Source organism: Streptomyces sp. NPDC057616 (assembly GCF_042800575.1).
Taxonomy (GTDB): domain Bacteria; phylum Actinomycetota; class Actinomycetes; order Streptomycetales; family Streptomycetaceae; genus Streptomyces.
In genome coordinates, this window is sequence record NZ_JBHVGU010000024.1 from 19,200 (window position 1) to 36,014 (window position 16,815).

At 68.6% G+C, this 16,815-nt stretch carries 17 protein-coding genes; 11 read left to right on the top strand and 6 right to left on the bottom strand.

Features of this window, described 5'->3' with window-relative positions; genetic code table 11:
- The first annotated feature begins 32 nt into the window (after window positions 1-32).
- Window positions 33-455: an NUDIX domain-containing protein gene (locus tag ACFU97_RS27915; RefSeq protein ID WP_384262008.1), complete on the top strand. Its 423-nt coding sequence runs from the start codon at window positions 33-35 to the stop codon at window positions 453-455.
- A complete protein-coding gene (locus tag ACFU97_RS27920; protein ID WP_384262011.1) occupies window positions 337-753 on the top strand; it encodes an ASCH domain-containing protein in 417 nt (138 codons plus the stop codon). The genes ACFU97_RS27915 and ACFU97_RS27920 overlap by 119 nt, the downstream gene beginning before the upstream one ends.
- A 566-nt stretch (window positions 754-1,319) precedes the next feature.
- Here the strand turns inward: ACFU97_RS27920 and ACFU97_RS27925 are convergent.
- Window positions 1,320-1,874, bottom strand: a complete 555-nt coding sequence (locus tag ACFU97_RS27925; protein ID WP_384261754.1) for a TetR/AcrR family transcriptional regulator — start codon at window positions 1,872-1,874, stop codon at window positions 1,320-1,322.
- Between the two features lie 120 nt (window positions 1,875-1,994).
- Here ACFU97_RS27925 and ACFU97_RS27930 point away from each other — a divergent pair, with 120 nt between their 5' ends.
- Both ACFU97_RS27930 and ACFU97_RS27935 read left to right on the top strand, forming a co-directional pair.
- Window positions 1,995-3,044 carry an aldo/keto reductase gene (locus ACFU97_RS27930; protein WP_384261757.1) on the top strand — a complete coding sequence of 350 codons (1,050 nt, stop codon included), beginning with the start codon at window positions 1,995-1,997 and terminating at the stop codon, window positions 3,042-3,044.
- Window positions 3,045-3,088: 44 nt separating this feature from the next.
- The gene (locus ACFU97_RS27935) at window positions 3,089-4,117 is read left to right on the top strand and encodes an SDR family oxidoreductase (protein WP_384261760.1); all 1,029 of its coding nucleotides are present in this window, start codon (window positions 3,089-3,091) and stop codon (window positions 4,115-4,117) included.
- 60 nt (window positions 4,118-4,177) lie between these two features.
- On the opposite strand, the gene ACFU97_RS27940 is transcribed toward ACFU97_RS27935, so the two are convergent.
- Complete coding sequence (locus tag ACFU97_RS27940; protein ID WP_384261762.1) at window positions 4,178-5,080, bottom strand: alpha/beta fold hydrolase; 903 nt, start codon at window positions 5,078-5,080, stop codon at window positions 4,178-4,180.
- Window positions 5,081-5,577: 497 nt separating this feature from the next.
- Here ACFU97_RS27940 and ACFU97_RS27945 point away from each other — a divergent pair, with 497 nt between their 5' ends.
- On the top strand, window positions 5,578-6,138 hold the full coding sequence (locus ACFU97_RS27945; RefSeq protein ID WP_384261764.1) for an alpha/beta fold hydrolase: 561 nt from the start codon (window positions 5,578-5,580) through the stop codon (window positions 6,136-6,138).
- A 72-nt stretch (window positions 6,139-6,210) separates the two neighbouring features.
- Here ACFU97_RS27945 and ACFU97_RS27950 read toward each other — a convergent pair whose 3' ends face one another.
- Window positions 6,211-6,852: a maleylpyruvate isomerase family mycothiol-dependent enzyme gene (locus ACFU97_RS27950; protein ID WP_384261766.1), complete on the bottom strand. Its 642-nt coding sequence runs from the start codon at window positions 6,850-6,852 to the stop codon at window positions 6,211-6,213.
- A 70-nt stretch (window positions 6,853-6,922) separates the two neighbouring features.
- On the opposite strand from ACFU97_RS27950, the gene ACFU97_RS27955 reads away from it, so the two are divergent.
- The 3 genes from ACFU97_RS27955 (at window position 6,923) to ACFU97_RS27965 (ending at window position 9,332) form a co-directional block, all read left to right on the top strand.
- Window positions 6,923-7,366: a MarR family winged helix-turn-helix transcriptional regulator gene (locus ACFU97_RS27955; RefSeq protein WP_384261770.1), complete on the top strand. Its 444-nt coding sequence runs from the start codon at window positions 6,923-6,925 to the stop codon at window positions 7,364-7,366.
- Window positions 7,367-7,828: 462 nt separating this feature from the next.
- Window positions 7,829-8,122: a hypothetical protein gene (locus tag ACFU97_RS27960; RefSeq protein WP_384261773.1), complete on the top strand. Its 294-nt coding sequence runs from the start codon at window positions 7,829-7,831 to the stop codon at window positions 8,120-8,122.
- 733 nt (window positions 8,123-8,855) lie between these two features.
- A complete protein-coding gene (locus tag ACFU97_RS27965; RefSeq protein ID WP_384261775.1) occupies window positions 8,856-9,332 on the top strand; it encodes a hypothetical protein in 477 nt (158 codons plus the stop codon).
- Window positions 9,333-9,500: 168 nt separating this feature from the next.
- On the opposite strand, the gene ACFU97_RS27970 is transcribed toward ACFU97_RS27965, so the two are convergent.
- Genes ACFU97_RS27970 through ACFU97_RS27980 form a run of 3 tightly spaced genes read right to left on the bottom strand, consistent with a single transcriptional unit; the run spans window position 9,501 to window position 11,033 of the window.
- Window positions 9,501-10,166: a dihydrofolate reductase family protein gene (locus ACFU97_RS27970; RefSeq protein WP_384261777.1), complete on the bottom strand. Its 666-nt coding sequence runs from the start codon at window positions 10,164-10,166 to the stop codon at window positions 9,501-9,503.
- A complete protein-coding gene (locus ACFU97_RS27975) occupies window positions 10,166-10,687 on the bottom strand; it encodes an SRPBCC family protein (RefSeq protein WP_384261780.1) in 522 nt (173 codons plus the stop codon). Before ACFU97_RS27975 ends, ACFU97_RS27970 begins: the two co-directional genes overlap by 1 nt.
- A complete protein-coding gene (locus ACFU97_RS27980; RefSeq protein ID WP_384261783.1) occupies window positions 10,671-11,033 on the bottom strand; it encodes an ArsR/SmtB family transcription factor in 363 nt (120 codons plus the stop codon). Before ACFU97_RS27980 ends, ACFU97_RS27975 begins: the two co-directional genes overlap by 17 nt.
- 1,017 nt (window positions 11,034-12,050) lie before the next feature.
- On the opposite strand from ACFU97_RS27980, the gene ACFU97_RS27985 reads away from it, so the two are divergent.
- From ACFU97_RS27985 to ACFU97_RS27995, 3 genes are all read left to right on the top strand, one after another.
- Window positions 12,051-14,456, top strand: coding sequence for a beta-L-arabinofuranosidase domain-containing protein (locus tag ACFU97_RS27985; RefSeq protein ID WP_384261785.1), 2,406 nt, complete (start codon window positions 12,051-12,053; stop codon window positions 14,454-14,456).
- 206 nt (window positions 14,457-14,662) lie between these two features.
- Window positions 14,663-15,580 carry an endo-beta-N-acetylglucosaminidase H gene (locus tag ACFU97_RS27990; RefSeq protein WP_384261788.1) on the top strand — a complete coding sequence of 306 codons (918 nt, stop codon included), beginning with the start codon at window positions 14,663-14,665 and terminating at the stop codon, window positions 15,578-15,580.
- 266 nt (window positions 15,581-15,846) lie between these two features.
- On the top strand, window positions 15,847-16,716 hold the full coding sequence (locus ACFU97_RS27995; RefSeq protein WP_384262014.1) for a DUF2182 domain-containing protein: 870 nt from the start codon (window positions 15,847-15,849) through the stop codon (window positions 16,714-16,716).
- Window positions 16,717-16,815 lie beyond the last annotated feature (99 nt).

The following is a 16,815-nucleotide window of genomic DNA, read 5'->3' on the forward strand; positions in this document are numbered from 1 at the left end:
CGACCTCGCCGCCGCCCCCGCCGGCGTTGCCGATGCGCGATGCTGTCCGCGCCGTTGTCCTTGATGACGACGACCGGGTCATGTTGCTGCGCTACGACGAGGAAGGCGGCTTCTGGGCGACGCCAGGCGGTTCGCTGGAGGACGGGGAGGACGACGCGACGGTGCCGGCACGTGAGTTGGGCGAGGAACTGGGCGTTGAACAGAAGGTAGTTGAGCTCGGCCCCGGCCCGCGCCACCCAGCTGGCCACGGGCAGCCGGGGCAGCGGTGCCGACATGGGAGGACGTTAGGGTCGCCGTATGACCGACAACCCTGCTCAGGACGTGGACCCCGCGTCCCTGCCGAAGGCCGAATTCGCCTTCCCGGGCCCGCTGCGCGACCGGCTCGTCGCCGCGATCCTCGACGGAGCCAAGACCGCGACCACCGCGCTCCTCACGGAGTACGAGCACGAGGGTGAGTTGTTGCCGGTTGTCGGCGAACGCTCGGTGGTGGTCGACTCCGATGGCCGTCCGGTCGCTGTCATCGAGGTGACCGGCGTGCGGGTGGTGCGCTTGCAGGAGGTGGACGTCGACCACGCGCGGGATGAGGGTGAGGGCCACACCACCGTGGACGCGTGGAGGACCGGCCACGAGAAGTTCTGGCACAGCGAGGAGATGCGCCAGGCACTCGGCGATCCGGGTTTCACGGTGGACGACGCCACACCGGTCGTCCTGCAACGTTTCCATGTGGTGACCCGCCTCTGCGGTGGGAGCTGAGGGTTCACCAACTACGTGTGCACGGGGCGGTGTCTGCGGTACTGGTTCCTGTGCCCCGCGGCGAGTACGTGACGCAGTTCGGCGTGGTGCTGGCCTGAACACTCCAGAACCCGACGGGCTCGGCGGAGCAGGGCTTCCGATGGCTCGGCCACCACTCGCTCGGTGTCGTTGCCGAGGACCTCGGCGAAGGGCATCGAAGGGCATCGCGGAAGTGGTCCGGTCCTCGAACCAGTCCACCCACAGCGAGTAGGTGACGGCCTCGACTTCCCGAGCCGCCTCCAGCCGCTGACATCGCCTGCCCAGGAATGCGCTACCTGGCTTGTCTGGCTTGTTGTGAGCAGCACTTCCGGCTTGTCGCCGTTCACCCCCCCGTCGCGCACTTGACGAACGCCCTGGTCAGCCAGCCAGCCAACGCCGCGCCGCCTCCTCGGCTTGCATTTCCATTCGGGAGGTATGGCAACCCTCGCAAGATCCGAACGAAACGGCCTGGGTGCCGGCTCGCCAGGAGGAGGCGGGGCCGGCCGGTGCCCCGGTGGGCATCAGCCCACTCGGATCCGGAGTCGTCCTCAGGGCCGGAACCCGTCGATGGCGAGTTCGAGAAGGCGTGCCGTCTGGGCGGCGCCGTCGGGGGTGTCCGGGGTGCGCCACAGGCAGCTCATGAGCATGATCACGTCGACCGGGTCGATGCCGGGGCGTACCTCGCCGGCGCGTTCGCACGCGTCGAGCAACTGAGCGACGGCGGCGGTGACGGGAGGCCATGCCGCGCTGACCGCCTCCTGCGCGGCGGCGGAGTGCAGTGCCTCCCCGAGGCCGTGCTTGATGCGTACATAGGCGGCCAGCGTGGTGAACCAGTCGCGCAGCGCGTCCAGCGGCGAGGCATGCGCGGCGAGGACGTCCGGCACTGAGCTGGTGAGGCGGTTCACGTCATGGCGGTGCACCTCCAGGAGCAGCGCCTCGCGGGTGGGGAAGTGCCGGTAGAGCGTGCCCGGGCCGACGCCCGCGCGCTTGGCGATCGAGTTGAGGGAGGCGTTCGGGGACTCGGCGAGCGCGTCGTGGGCGACCTGGAGGATCGCCTCGCGGTTCTTGAGCGCGTCCGAGCGCTGCGGGGCGGCGTCGGGCATGGGTCCTCCTGGCGTACGAGCGGTCGTCCGATTGCAAAGCGGAGAGCTCTCCGTTACTGTCGACGACGTCAGGCGGAGAGTTCTCCGTTTGCTCTCGTTCCCCATTCTAGGAGCCCCCGCATGCGTTACCTCAAGCTGGGCCGCACCGGCCTGGACGTCTCCCCGGTCGCCATCGGCGCCATGACCTACGGCGAACCCGACCGCGGCCACCCGGTCTGGTCGCTGGACGAGGAGTCGAGCCGCCCCCTGATCAAGCACGCCCTCGAAGCGGGGATCAACTTCTTCGACACGGCGAACATGTACTCGTACGGCTCCAGCGAGGAGATCCTGGGCCGTGCCCTCAAGGACTACGCAGACCGCGACGACATCGTCATCACCACCAAGGTCCGCCACACGATGCGCCCGAACCGCCCCAACGGCGGCGGGCTCTCACGCAAGGCGATCATGACCGAGATCGACGCCAGCCTGCGCCGCCTGGGCACGGACTACGTCGACGTCTACATGATCCACCGCCTCGACAGCGAGACCCCGCTGGAGGAGACGCTCGAGGCCCTGAACGACGTGGTGAAGGCCGGCAAGGCCCGCTACCTCGGCGCCTCCTCGATGCACGCCTGGCAGTTCGCCAAGGCCCTGCACCTGCAGGAGCGCCACGGCTGGGCCCGCTTCGTCACGATGCAGGACCACTACAACCTCCTGGCCCGCGAGGAGGAGCGCGAGATGCTCCCCCTGTGCGCCGACGAAGGCGTGGCCACCATGGTGTGGAGCCCGCTCGCCCGCGGCCGCCTCGCCCGCCCCTACGACCAGGCGAACGCCGGCGCACGAGCGGCCACCGACGGCGGCTACGCCGACATGCTCTACAAGGCCAACGCCGACAGCGACCGCCGGATCATCGATGAAGTCGGCGCGATCGCCGAGGCACACGGCGTCAGTCGCGCCCGAGTGGCCCTGGCCTGGCTGCGCCGCAATCCCGTCGTCGCCGCGCCCCTGGTCGGAGCGCGCACGATCGAGCAGATCGACGACGCCGTAGCGTCGCTCGACCTCGACCTCACGGAGGCGGAAACCCGCCGCCTGGAGGCCCCTTACACCCCCCGTTACGACTTCCAAGGAGTCTCCGACGCGGCGGAACTGGAGCGCATCAAGGCGACCGTCCCCGGCTACGCCAACGTCTGACGCACGCGGGCCTTCGAACATGACTGGCAAGGAGAACAGAGACCATGGGTGGAGTGCTGGTGACAGGCGGCTCGGGATACATCGGCAGCTGGTGCATCCTCGCCCTGCTGAACGCGGGACACTCGGTACGCACGACCGTCCGCAACCAGGCGCGTGAGCCGGAACTGCGGGCAATGCTGCAACGTGGCGGAGCCTCACCGGACGCGCCCCTGCGCGTGGTGACCGCCGACCTCACCCAGGATGCGGGCTGGCCGGAGGCGGTACAGGGCTGTGACGCCGTCCTGCACGTCGCGTCGCCGACCCTCACGAGCACCCCGCGCTCGGACGACGAGATGGTCACCCCGGCGCGCGACGGTGTACTGCGGGTCCTGCGCGCGGCGCGGGACGCAGGCGTACGACGCGTGGTCCTCACCTCGGCGATCGGCGCCGTCGCCTACGGCCATCCTGACCGGGGCACCCCATTCACCGAGGACGACTGGACCAACGTCGACGCGGGCATCGAGCCGTACCAGAAGTCCAAGACCCTTGCGGAGCGCGCCGCCTGGGACCTCATCAGGACCGAGGGCGGCGGGCTGGAGCTCGCCACCGTGAACCCCACGGGAGTTCTCGGCCCGGTGCTGGGACCCGACTACTCCCCGTCCCTCGGCCTGATCAAGCGCATGCTCGACGGCTCGATGCCGGCGTCCCTGAAGTTCGCCTCGGGCTACGTGGACGTACGAGACGTGGCCGACCTGCATCTGCGCGCCATGACCGACCCGGCCGCCGCAGGGGAACGCTTCATCGCGACGTCGGGCCGGAGCCTGTGGGTCCGCGAAGTCGCAGCGATCCTTCACGAACGCCTCGGGCAGAGTGCCGACGGCGCCCCCACCCGGGAGATGCCCGTCTGGGCGGCCAGAGGTCTGTCCCTGGTCAACCCCGACCTGCGCACCCTCCGCAAGCTCCTCGGCAAGAACCTCGACGCCACCTCCGAGAAGGCCCAACGCCTCCTCGGCTGGAGGCCGCGCCCCATCGAGGACACCATCGCGGAGACGGCCGAAAGCCTCCTCGCTCTCAACCCGAGCAACGCGGCCTGACCCACCATCCTGTCAAATCCCGTCTGCGAAACGGGACTTCATGGTCTCGGACCACAGAGATCAGGACGCTCCTGCCAGGGCCTCCACAGCTGCCGCGACCTGTCCTGGGCTGGAGATCATGGTCAGGTGGCGGGCTCCGGGGATGAGGGTGGGAGGTGGTGCGCCGATGCGCCGGGCGGTCTGCTGCGGGGACTGTTTGCTGAACACGTCGTCCTGGGCACCGAACACGACCGACTTGGGGATGTGCAGGGCGGCGAGTTGGGCCACCTGGTCTGCGGGGAGGCCGGGCACGCCCTCGCCGAGCATGCTCCACAGAGCGGCTTCGGCACCCGACACCTGCAACGGTCGACGCCACTGATCCACGCCGGCGGCGTTCAGGTGCGGGCAGGTCGGTCCGCACTGGGCGTCGTACACGGAGCGGATCAGCCCGTCGATGCCGAGTCCGAGGCGCAGCAGGCTGGTGCGGTACGGGTCGATCAGTACGTACTTGAAGGCCGAGGGTGGACCGGCGCCGGTGTTCAGGGCGTCTCCATCGAGCAGCATCACGCTCCCGATCCGTCCCGGGGCGCGCAGGGTGGCGTCCGCGACGACTGCGGCTCCACTGGAATGGCCCACCAGCAGGGGGCGTTCACCCGGCCCGCCGAGATGCATGGCGGTCAGGAAGCCCAAGAGCTGCCGGGTGAAGTGCTCGACGGTGTAAGGGCCGTGGCGTTCGCTGTAGCCGTCTCCGGTCAGGTCCAGGGCGTAGACCCGGTGATCACGGGCGAGGAGCGGTGCGAGTCGTGACCAGGTGTCGACCTGCTCGAACGCGCCGTGGACGAGGACGACGGGCGAGCCGCTGGTGCCCCACGTCCGGTACCGGGTACGGATGTCGGCCGCCTGGACGTATCGCAGCCCTTTGGGGGGCTGGGCACGGCCTGCGGTGAACGCGTTGTAGGTCAAGGACGCGGTCGTGACGACCATCAGGAGAACGGAACAGGTGAGCGCTAGGCGTCGCCACCACCGCCTGGGCCGTGACCGGCGCCGTGGAGGAGTTGGCGGTGCGGCGTCGGAATCCGCCGCCGACGGCGGAGGTTCTGTCGGCCTGGCCTGTGGGTCGGCGTCCACGCGAGGTCCCGTTCTGTTGCTGGCCGGCGATCCAGGTAGCTGGCACGGTCACGGATGAGGCGGAGGGGCGAGTGGGGCAGCACGTCCATCGCCCCTGACCACAGCATTGCCCTCCCCGGAATCGAGATCATCCACCGAGAGTCGTCATCACGTGTACTCCCGTGGGCGTAGCGTCAGGGCGTTGCCGGTGAACGGGAACGGGGAACGGGAGCGGGGAACAGGGAACGGGGCTGGTTCACGGAAGTGGGCGGCCTTGTGATGCTGGACCGCCCGTGTCGCCGCACGCTGAGGGGGGCGCCAACAGGTGGCGAGGTAGCAAACGGCGTAGTACGAAGGCACGAAGGATGACTGCCATGACGGCAATTCAGCAGGTCTTGTTCATCCAGGGTGGCGGCGCGGGCGTGCACGACGAATGGGACGACAAGCTGGTCAACAGCCTGAGTCGGAAACTGGGGGAGGGGTACGAGGTCCGGTACCCGCGTATGCCCGACGAAGACGACCCACGTCACGCCCGGTGGAGCCCGGCCATTCGGCGGGAGGTGGCGGACCTGGAGGACGGCGCGGTCGTGGTCGGCCATTCGGTGGGAGGGGCGATCCTCATGCATGCACTGGCCGAACAGCCGCCGGAGTGCAGGCTTGCGACGATCGTCTTGATCGCCGCCCCCTTCGTCGGCCGGGGCGGCTGGCCAGGCGAGGAGTTCGACCTGCCTGACGACCTCGGCGCGAGGCTGCCGCACGGTACGCGGGTGCACGTGTTCCACGGGCTCGAGGATGACACTGCCCCGCCCGCGCATGCCGACCTCTATGCCCGCGCTATTCCGCAGGCGCAGGTGCACCGGCTTCCCGGGCGTGATCACCAGCTGAACAATGATCTGTGCGACGTCGCCAGGGTGATCAACCCCGACAAACCCTGAACCGGGTCATTCCGATGGTCATGTCGCTGGCGTGACGTATCAAATGCTCTGCCTTTCGCGCGAGTTGACGTCTCAGCGGTGTGTCTGCGTGGCGTTGAGCCGGTCGACACCGTCGCCGTGGAGGGCGTCGAGGCAGGCGGTCCGTCCGGTCGAGAGGAGCAGCAGGGCCAGGGCGGGGCCGGCGATCTCCGGCCCATGGCCCGTCGTCCAGTCGGTGTCGGTGGCCCGGAGCGTGAAGCCGGCCAAGCGGCGTTCGGCGTGGAAGGGCCGGCCCATGGCCCAGACGCGGCGCAGTGCTTGGCGGCTGTGCTCGGCCGGGACGGGAAGCTGTCGAGCGAGCGGGAGGGCGATGTCCTGGCCGTGGACGATCGCATCGAACAATGCGTTGCGGGTGTCCAGCACCTTCGCGGTACGCCGGGTGCCGGCGTGGCCGCGGATCGCGGCGATCAGGTCTTCCGGATCGCGGGAGCCATGTCGGCGTGCGAGCACGGTGTTGATCCGGTCGGGGCCGAAGCGTGCCCGCGGTGCGACCGCGACCATGTCCCAAGTGGTGATGGTGGGGACCAGGGCGAGGTGTCCCGCAACGTCCCGCACACGCCAGCCCTGGCACAGCGACTCCTGCTCCCATTCGGCGGGCGTGAGGTCTTCCAGCAGGTCGGCGATCCGCAGACGAGTCGCGCGGACGGCGGGCCAGTAGGTGTCCGAGTCGGCCATGACCGTCTCCATAGGTCCGAGTCTCGGACTATATTAGTACGAGACTCGGACCTTCTGCAATGATGGAGGTATGGCCGACGACGACGCTGACGAGCTCAACTTGGCACTCCTGATGTTCATCCCGTACCGCTTCATGGAGTCAGCCGTGATGTCCGCTCTGAAGTCCGCCGGGCACGACATCTCACTCACCCAGGCACGGGTCTTCCAGCGGATCGGTCCGGAGGGCTCGAGGCTGGCCGAGCTGGCCGAGGCGTCCCAGGTCAGCAAGCAGACCATCGGGTCGATCGTCGACCAGCTCGAACGGGCCGGATACGTGCGTCGCGTGCCCGACCCACGCGACGCGCGAGCCCGACTGGTCACCATTACCGCCCGCGGCCACGAACTCATCGAACTGAGCCTGCCCGTGGTCCGTGAGATCCAGGGGCAATGGACGGCCCACCTGGGCCCCCGGGGCACCCGCCAGCTGAGACAGGCCCTCGAAGCGCTGCGGGAGATCACCGATCCCCACCGCTGACCCCCAGCCGCCTGTGGCACTGCGCCCGTCATCCAGCGCGCGGGAGACTGTCACCGGCCTCCCGTGGAACGTCTACGAGTTGTTCGTCGCGCCCGGCCGCATCCAAGCCCCGATTGTTGAAATGCCGCACGAAGAGAGGGACTTGGGGTCTCCGTCCGAGCGGTCACCCGGTACTCGGGGGAGGGGCCGCGACTGCCATGTGGGTGGTGCGCCGCCGCCTGGACGCCGGTTGCGACTTGACCGAAACGGAGGCATGTTCGCGCCGCATCCGGCGGCGGACCAGGTGAAGTGACGAGGGCTGTGATCGCCTGACCAAGAGGGTTCTTCTGGTGCTCCGCGCGGGGGCAACCGATGCCGATAGCTGACATGGCGGTGTCACTCGTCCGAGTGGCTCCTGGTTATCGTCCTGCGTCTCGCGGGTGATGTTGATGGGAGAACAGCACCCAATTCACAGGAGTACCCATGCGTATCCGTATCGCCTTCGCCGCTACCGCTCTCGGGGCCCTGGTTGCCCTCGGCGGTGCCACCGCTGCCCACGCGGACACCGATGACCAGGGCGCCTTCGGGACCAGCAGCCAAGGAAGCTTCGGAACCAGCAGCCCCAGCGCTCCCAGCAGCCCCATCAGCCAGGGAAGCCAGGACTGGCAGAGCCCTGCGTTCGACAATCAGGCCGTCGCGGACTTCGGCACCGAAGGAAACCTGGACTTGGGTCAGGGGCAGGGCTTCGGTGGCTCTGACGCCTCGTTCATGCGCTAGAGCGCACAGGGGAGAAGGGCCCGGTCGTGGTGTTCACGACCGACCCGGACGAGGGTGCCGAGTAGGTCCTGAGTGATGTAAGTGGCTTACCCGGTGCGGTAGTTGACCAGGACGGCGGCGGAGCAGGCGGTGTCCGGGGTTGCACGCTCCGAAGAGCGGAGCGCTGTCCACCGTCAGGCACACGACGGCATTCGTCGCCGTTCTGGCCGGCCCAGGTCCGTGCGAGATGCCGCGTCCGCCGACCTGTGGGTCAGGCGGGCTACACCCACCTCCTCACGGCCATGGCCAAGCGCGGGCAGGTGCCCGGATTCCTGCACCGCATTCCGCTCGTCGGGATAATGGTCGACGGTTCGGTCACGAAGACGCTGCACGCTATTGCGGGGTACGGGTAAGACGTCGATCCGCACCCGTGGCGGAACGCAGGCGAAGTGCGGGCTACAAGCCGAGGCCACCATCACGGACCAACTGAGGGTGACTTGGGGCGGGAAGCGGCGTGTCCTTGGGCGCCTGAGGCCAAGATGAGGCAGGTGACCGCCACTGCACCCGACCTCTGGCACCACTACGACCGCTCCCGTGCCGCCACGGACCGCGATGTCGCCGAGTCGTTCCGCTGGATCTGGGGCCAGAACGCCGGTCCCGGCGTCGAGGTCCTCGGCGCGCTGGACGGAGCGCACGTGCCGACCTCGGCGCCGGAGCGGCCCGGCACGCCGCGTACCTGGCGACCCGTCACCCAGTGGCCCGGGTTGACGCGGCGGACGCCTCGCCCGGTCAGATCACGATGGCCTGCGACCTGTACGGGCACCTGCCACGCCTGCAGATCGTGGCCTCCGGCGTGGTCGCCCACCTGCAGACCAAGCCACGGTCGTACGAAGTCCTGTACAGCGTGTTCGGGGCGGTCGACTTCACGGAACCCCGCGCACTGCTTCCGACGGCCTACGCGGCGCTCAAGCCGGGCGGGCGGCTGGTGTTCTCCACGTTGGCTCACTTCCTGTCGGGCGACGTCGCCGAGGCCGAGGTGGTCTCCCGGCAGATCGCCGCGAAGTCAGCGGACGGCGAGGGAGCTTGGATGCCGCGCCGGGTGCTCCGGGAGCAGGTGTGGACCAAGCTCCTCGACGAGGCCGGGTTCACCGGCATCAGTGTCCAGACGTGGCCGGCGGCTGACGGACCACGACCGGCGGCCACCCTGCTGGTGTCGGCCATCTGCCCATGAATTCCGGTAACGCTGCCAGTCGTTGTGGTCTTCGGACAGGCTGCTGCGACTGACCCCTGGGACTTCCACGGCGGTGCGGCCGTGTACGTACGCAGCCGGGCCGACGGCCGCACCCTGCGCGAGCGGAGCTGCGGGACGGGGGGAGGGCAACCGCGCGTGGTGTGCCGACTAGCGCTTCTCGACGGTGTAGGTCAGGTGAGTCACCCGGGACGATGCGTCCGAGCGGGTCTGATCGAGGGCGAGACGGTCGGGGTCCAGGTGGTCGAACAGGCGGATGCCGGTGCCGAACAGTACGGGCGCGAGGGTGATCGAGAACTCGTCGATCAGGCCGCTGTCCAGATACTGCTGGATCGTCTCGGCGCCGCCGGCGATGCGGACGTCGCGGTCGCCGGCGGCCTCGCGGGCCTGGTCGAGCGCGCTCTCGATGCCGTCGTTGACGAAGCGGAAGGTCGTGCCGCCCGGCCGCTCCCACGGGTCACGCTTGGTGTGGGTGACGACGAACACCGGGGTGTGGAACGGCGCCTCCTCCGGCCACGCGAGCTCGCCGGCGTCGAACATCCGCCTACCCATGATGCTCACGCCCGTGCGCTCGTACGTAGCCCGGGCGATGTCGTTGTCGATCCCCTCCTCGCCGCCCTCGCCGAGCTTGAGGTTCTCCCTGAAGAACCGCTGCGGGAACAACCACGCCTGCAGTTCCGACCACTTCATCATCCAACGCCGGGCCCTCGGATCGGTCTGACCTTCGGGGGAGAAGACGTACTCGACGGGCACGGCTTCGGGTGCCATGAAGCCGTCGAGCGACATCGTCACACTGAAGAACACCTTCCCGGCCATCAGCTCTCCTCTCCCTTCGACGTGGTCTCGTTCCGGGTGAGTTCGGCGACGTAGGCGGCCAGGTTACGCAGCGTCTGCTCGCCGCCCTCGATCGCGTGGTACTTCTCCACGGCCTCGTCGCGGAGTTCCTTGGTGGGGAACAGTGTGCGCATCTCGATCCGGGTCTGCTCGCCGGCGGGTTCGAAGACGAGGACCGACTCGAAGGCGTTGGGGTCGTCGCGGGACTCGCCGTGCAGCAGCTCGATCCGCGCGGATGGGACGATCTCCCGCCAGGTGATCCACTCCTGATAGTCGGTCCCGTCCGGTCCGTGCATCACGAAGTCCCAGACGCCGCCGACGCGGAACTCGAAGGATCGTGTCGTGGTCGTGAACCCTTCCGGTCCCCACCACCGCGACAGGTGCCGGACCCGCGTGAACGCCTCGAACACCAGAGCCCTCGGGGCGCCGATCACCCGGGAGATCACGATCTCGCGGTCCGCGGTCGCGTGTGCGGACTCGCCGCCGCTACTGGTCGTCGCCATCGTGTGGTCCTTCCTGCCGTGTCTGCTTCAGCTCCCGCACGTACTCGTCCAGGCGGTCGAAGCTCTCGTTCCAGAACTGCTCGAAGCCGCCCACCCACTCGTGGATGGGCCGCAGCCCGCCGGCGTCCAGGGCGTAGAGCCGCTGCTTGCCCGCCCCGCGAACCTGCACCAGCCCGACCTCCCGGAGCACCCGCAGGTGCTTGGACGCCTGCGGCTGGGTCATGCCCAGGTCCCGGGCCAGATCGGTCACCGGCCGCTCGCCGCCCCGCAGCAGCACGAGGATGTCCCGTCGCTGCGGTTCGGCGATCGCGTTGAACGCGTCCGAGGTCGTCGCTGCTCGTGCCATGGCGCCATCATATGCCTATATCGGCATGCGTCAACTGAGGTGCTGCGTGACCGGCGAGCGACTCGGAGCGGTCCGGCTTGCCGACCGGATGGGCGACGGCGGCTTGACGGCTCCAATCGCCGGGCGCCTGCTCCTTGCCGGGCCGAAGCCGTGCATCGTGCTCCGGGAGATGTGTCCTCCCCCCCAGGGCCACAAGCGGGGTGGACCACGCCGGTGACGGGACTGCGGTCAGTCGTTGCGGCGGGTGGGCGACGAGTCGCGTCGGCCCTGTTCGCCGGTCTATCAGTCGTCGAGACCCGCCCATGCTGGGCGCGCGAACCCTCGTTGCGGTCAAGCCTCGAAGGGCCTTTGGGAGGACGGCCCCCTCGTGCATCGACAGGTGTCCCGCCAACGAGGTTTTGTCATGTCCCTGGACAGGGTCTGGAAGTCGTGCTGTCATGCCAACTGCCTTTCCTTACAACGTTGTACAGAACGACTGACGCAATGAACCGCCACCCTTCCCCGGGCAAGGAGGATTCGTGCGCATGGGGCCCTTCAGGCGATGCTTCCCTTCGTTCTTCTCGGCTGGGCACGCCGTGGGCGTCATCGCGAACCCGGTGGTCGGCGATCTCGTAGAGGTCGATCCGGGTCGCGAACCGACCCATGGGCCGGCCGAGTTGTCCGCAGGCCATGCCAACCGCGGCACCATCCTGGACGGGGGCGGCACCGTCACAGCCTCGGCCGACGGCCCCATGCCCCAACTCGATGGCGCGCAGGCGCTGTCCGTGTCGTCGCGACAACGTTGTCCGCACCGTAAGGGGCAGCAATACGACTCCGACCAATCGCGACTGAACCCACAGCGGTCTCGGTGGCTGCCTCCCCGGGAGCCTGGATTGCCGGCCGATGCACCGACGCAGAGCCTCCCGCCACCCCGATGGCAGGCGACCTGCACACCATCGCCCGCCATCCGGATCGCGCCCCGCCCTTCGCCCCTCGAACGCCGCTTCCCACCTCCCACCCTCCAACAGGAGAAGCCGCATGCCCCCCGCCCCACGCCCCTTCCCCCGACGCCGCTTCCTGCAATCCGGATGCCTCGCCGTCAGTTCCCTCGCAGTCGGCGCCGCGCTCCCGGCAGCGCCGGCCGCTGCCGCCGCAAGCGGCCTCGCCGCCGACACCTTCACCCGTCTACGGCCCGGCAGCATCACACCGCGAGGCTGGCTCGCCGGCCAACTCCGCCTGCAACTCGCCGGCCTGTGCGGCCGCTACGCCGCGCGCTCCCACTTCCTCGACCTCACGACCAGCGGCTGGGCGCACCCCGACCATGACGGTTGGGAGGAACTCCCTTACTGGCTGAGGGGATACGTCCCCCTCGCCATCGCCACCAGCGACGCCGCCGCCCTTGACCAGGCCCGCCGCTGGTTCGACGCGGTCCTCACCACGCAACAGGACGACGGCTTCTTCGGACCTCGGGCGCTGCGCACCTCCCTGAACGGCGGCCCCGACTTCTGGCCGTTCCTGCCCCTGCTCCAGGCGTTGCGTACGTACGAGGAATACACGGGTGACGAACGGATCGTGCCCTTCCTCGTCCGGTTCCTGCGCTTCATGAACGCCCAGGGACGGGGCGCGTTCGACACGAGCTGGGTCTCGCTGCGCTGGGGCGACGGCATGGACATCGCTGTGTGGCTGTACCGTCGCACAGGGGAGGCGTTCCTGCTCGATCTCGTCGACAAGATGCACGCCTGGGGTGCCGACTGGACCGGCCCCCTGCCCTCGCCGCACAACGTCAACATCGCACAGGGCTTCCGGGAACCGGCGCAGTACGCCCAGCGCACGGGCTCGGCCGACCTGACCCAGGCCACCTACCGCACCTACGACCAAGTCCTGGGCGGGTACGGCCAGTTCCCCGGGGGTGGGATCGCCGGTGACGAGAACATCAGACCCGGCTTCGGCGATCCGCGGCAGGGGTTCGAGACCTGCGGCATCGTCGAGTTCATGGCCAGCCACGAACTGCTGACCCGGATCACCGGCGATCCCGTATGGGCCGACCGCTGCGAGGAGTTGGCATTCAACATGCTGCCCGCCGCCCTGGGTCCCGACGGCAAGGGCGTGCACTACATCACCAGCGCCAACAGCGTGGACCTGAACAACGTCCACAAGACCCAGGGGCAGTTCCAGAACGGCTTCGCCATGCAGTCGTACCAGCCTGGCGTCGACCAGTACCGTTGCTGCCCCCACAACTATGGAATGGGATGGCCCTACTTCAGCGAGGAGCTATGGCTGGCCACCTCGGACGGAGGACTTGCCGCCGCGATGTACGCGCCGAGCAGCGTTCGCGCCACCGTCGCCTCCGGCACTGCGATCACCATCACCGAGGACACGGACTACCCCTTCGACGAGACCGTCACCCTGACCTTGTCCACGCCGCGACCGGTCTCGTTCCCGCTTCTGCTACGGGTGCCGGGCTGGTGCTCAGGCCCCCAACTACGTGTCAACGGGCAGCCGGTCCCGACCCAGGACGGACCCTCCTTCGCACGTGTGGAACGGACCTGGAAGGACGGCGACCGTGTCACCCTCACCTTCCCGCAGCGCACCGCCGTGCGCACCTGGTCCGCCAACCACGACGCCGTCAGCGTGACCCGCGGGCCGCTGACCTACGGGCTGCGCATCGGCGAACAGTACGTCCGCTACGCGGGCGACGACACCTTCCCTGAGTACGAGGTGCACGCCACGACACCCTGGAACTACGGCCTCGTACCAGACACGACCTTCGCACTGACCCGCGCCGAGGGCCCCGTCGCCGCAAATCCCTTCACCCACGACACCACCCCACTGACACTCACCGCCCAGGCGCGCCGCCTCCCGGAGTGGGTCGCGGACGACGAACACGTAATCGCCCCGCTCCAGCAGAGCCCGGCGCGAGCGACCGGTGCCGTCGAGCACGTCACGCTCGTCCCGATGGGCGCGGCACGCCTACGGATCACGTCGTTCCCGACAACATCACCGAACGGCCGGACGTGGCTGCCCGAGCCGCCGTACCGGCGCATCCTCAACAAGCACAGCGGGAAGGTGCTGGCCGTCGACGGGATGTCCACGGCGAACAGTGCGAGGGTTGTGCAGTTCGACAACACCGGTACCGGGGACCATGCTTGGCAACTGCTCGATCAGAGTGACGGCTGGTACTTGGTGCGCAACGGCCAGAGCGGCAAAGTCCTGGGCGTCGACGGGATGTCGACCCAGAACAGCGCACACGTCGTCCAGTACGAGGACAACGGCACCGACGACCACCTCTGGACTCTGATCGACAAGGGCGACGGCTGGTTCCTGGTGCGCAACCGGCACAGTGGCAAGGTTCTGGGCGTCGACGGGATGTCGACTCAAAACAGCGCGCAGGTGGTGCAGTTCGACGACAACGGGACCGACGACCACCTGTGGCGCCTGGCCTGAGAAGACGCTCCACCGTCTTTCCCCAGGACCAGCCACCGCATCCTCTTTCCCAAGGACCAGCTACCGCAGGGGAGTTGGGGGGAGTCGTGAAGAGTTGGCGCACGCTTCTCGGGAATCACTCACGGGAGCGGAAAACCCGGAAGGCTCACTCGGCGCTTTCGAAACAGGTCGGGGCGCCGCCCCACGCGATGGGAGACCGATCAACGATGTCAACTCTGGTGCGGAGCAGAGCGCGGATGGCCGCGCTCGCGCTCTCGGCCGTCGCGGTCCTCGCTCTCGGCACGACCGCGACGACCGGCGCGGCAGCGGCAACCGCCCCTGCGAAACAGGGGCCGACCTCGGTGGCGTACGTCGAGGTGAACAACAACAGCATGAAGAACGTCGGCAAGTACACCCTCGCCAACGGCGGCGGCAACGTGTTCGACGTCGCCGTGATCTTCGCGGCGAACATCAACTACGACACGAGCAAGAAGGCGGCGTATCTGTACTTCAACGACAACGTGCAGCGCGTCCTCGACAACGCCGCCACAGAGATACGGCCGTTGCAGCAGAAGGGCATCAAGGTCGTCCTCTCCGTGCTCGGCAACCACCAGGGCGCCGGCTTCGCCAACTTCCCGTCCCAGCAGGCGGCTTCGGCGTTCGCCACACAACTGTCCGACGCCGTGGCCAAGTACGGGCTCGACGGCATCGACTTCGACGACGAGTACGCCGAGTACGGCAACAACGGCACCGGCCAGCCCAACGCCAGTTCGTTCGTGCAGCTGGTGACGGCGCTGCGAGCGAACATGCCGAACAAGATCATCAGCCTGTACAACATCGGCCCGTCCGCATCGCGTCTCTCCTACGGCGGCGTCGACATCTCCTCCAAGTTCGACTACGCCTGGAACCCGTACTACGGCACCTGGCAGGTCCCCGGGATCGCACTGCCGAAGTCGAAGCTGTCGCCGGCGGCCGTGGAAATCGGCGGGACCTCGCAGAGCACGGTGGCCAGTCTCGCCCGTCGCACCGTCAGTGAGGGGTACGGCGTCTACCTGACGTACAACCTCGACGGCACCGACCGCAGCTCCGATGTCTCCGCGTTCACCCGAGAGTTGTACGGCAGTGACGCCGTCTACACGCCGTAAGGCGACCCCACCCCCGGGACAGGCGGGCGCGCACCGCACCCGCCGGCGTCGCCGCGCCCCATAGGTCGCGTCCAGCGCAGGCCGCGTCCTCGACAACGATGTCGGGGACGCGGCCACCTCTTGCCGGTGCAGCAGTCCTGCGGCTGCGGGAGTCGCGAGGACCAGGCGGCTCCCGGGAGACCTGCAGCCGGTGCAGTGACTGGGAACTGGAAGGCACATCGACGTGCTCGTTCCAGGGTGTGGGAGGTCGCGTCGCAGTGGCATCCGTGATGTCCTGGAGGCATCCGCAGGAGCACTCGCCGATGCGTCAACGAACTTTCGCCTCCGTATCCGCCCGGGCGCCCGCGCCGACCGGTGCGGGCGGAGGCCTGCTGCCGACTCGGGATCTCGCGGCGGCCTGGTTCGTGGTCGTCCTGATCGCGGTGCCCGCCTGGGTGCTGACGATCGGGCAGGCTCGCGACATGGGAGTCGAGCCCGGCACGATGGGGCTGGCGCTGCCGCTGTTCCTGGTGCTGTGGGTGACGATGATGGCGGCCATGATGCTGCCGTCCATGGCACCGGTGGCCATCACGTGGGTGCGGGGGATCGGCCGTCAGTCCTCCGGCTGGACGCAGACCGTGCGCACCGCAGAGTTCGTGGGCGGCTATCTGATCGTGTGGACTGCGTTCGGACTGCTCGCCTACGCCGCCCTGGCCCTCACCGGGCACCTCGTGGAGGGACGTCCCACCGCCGGCCGCTGGATCGGTTCGGTCGCCTTCCTGCTCGCCGGGCTGTACCAACTCACGCCTCTCAAGCACGTCTGCCTGCGGCATTGCCGCGATCCCCTGAGTCATCTGGTGCGCTATGCCGGGTTCAGGCAGCCGGCCCGCGATCTTCGGGTGGGTGTCCACCACGGAACCTACTGTGTCGGCTGCTGCGCAGGACTGATGGTCGTCCTCGTTCCGCTGGGCGTGATGAACGTGGCGGCGATGGCCGCACTGGCCGTCATGATCTTCGTTGAGAAGCTGTGGTCCCGTGGTCTGCTGTTCGCCCGAGTGGCGGGCGTCGCGTTTCTCGCGCTTGCCGCACTCGCGCCATTCCAGGACTGGCTGCTGCCGGGCCTGCAGGGGGCGATGCCGTCGATGGGCGGCATGTGACTCACCCGCATGGTGAAGACCTGGAAGTCTTTCGCGACGCAGCCTGAAGGACCTCCACCACGCCATGCTCGGGTATCGCCAGCCCGCACCATCCCACCC

Coding starts and splice junctions, on each gene's coding strand:
- ACFU97_RS27935 (WP_384261760.1), top strand. CDS start 3,089: ATGGGTGGAGTGCTGGTGACAGGCGGCTCGGGATACATCGGCAGCTGG.
- ACFU97_RS27955 (WP_384261770.1), top strand. CDS start 6,923: ATGGCCGACGACGACGCTGACGAGCTCAACTTGGCACTCCTGATGTTC.
- ACFU97_RS27915 (WP_384262008.1), top strand. CDS start 33: ATGCGCGATGCTGTCCGCGCCGTTGTCCTTGATGACGACGACCGGGTC.
- ACFU97_RS27980 (WP_384261783.1), bottom strand. CDS start 11,033: ATGGCACGAGCAGCGACGACCTCGGACGCGTTCAACGCGATCGCCGAA.
- ACFU97_RS27945 (WP_384261764.1), top strand. CDS start 5,578: ATGACGGCAATTCAGCAGGTCTTGTTCATCCAGGGTGGCGGCGCGGGC.
- ACFU97_RS27925 (WP_384261754.1), bottom strand. CDS start 1,874: ATGCCCGACGCCGCCCCGCAGCGCTCGGACGCGCTCAAGAACCGCGAG.
- ACFU97_RS27950 (WP_384261766.1), bottom strand. CDS start 6,852: ATGGCCGACTCGGACACCTACTGGCCCGCCGTCCGCGCGACTCGTCTG.
- ACFU97_RS27975 (WP_384261780.1), bottom strand. CDS start 10,687: ATGGCGACGACCAGTAGCGGCGGCGAGTCCGCACACGCGACCGCGGAC.
- ACFU97_RS27970 (WP_384261777.1), bottom strand. CDS start 10,166: ATGGCCGGGAAGGTGTTCTTCAGTGTGACGATGTCGCTCGACGGCTTC.
- ACFU97_RS27960 (WP_384261773.1), top strand. CDS start 7,829: ATGCGTATCCGTATCGCCTTCGCCGCTACCGCTCTCGGGGCCCTGGTT.
- ACFU97_RS27985 (WP_384261785.1), top strand. CDS start 12,051: ATGCCCCCCGCCCCACGCCCCTTCCCCCGACGCCGCTTCCTGCAATCC.
- ACFU97_RS27930 (WP_384261757.1), top strand. CDS start 1,995: ATGCGTTACCTCAAGCTGGGCCGCACCGGCCTGGACGTCTCCCCGGTC.
- ACFU97_RS27940 (WP_384261762.1), bottom strand. CDS start 5,080: ATGGTCGTCACGACCGCGTCCTTGACCTACAACGCGTTCACCGCAGGC.
- ACFU97_RS27990 (WP_384261788.1), top strand. CDS start 14,663: ATGTCAACTCTGGTGCGGAGCAGAGCGCGGATGGCCGCGCTCGCGCTC.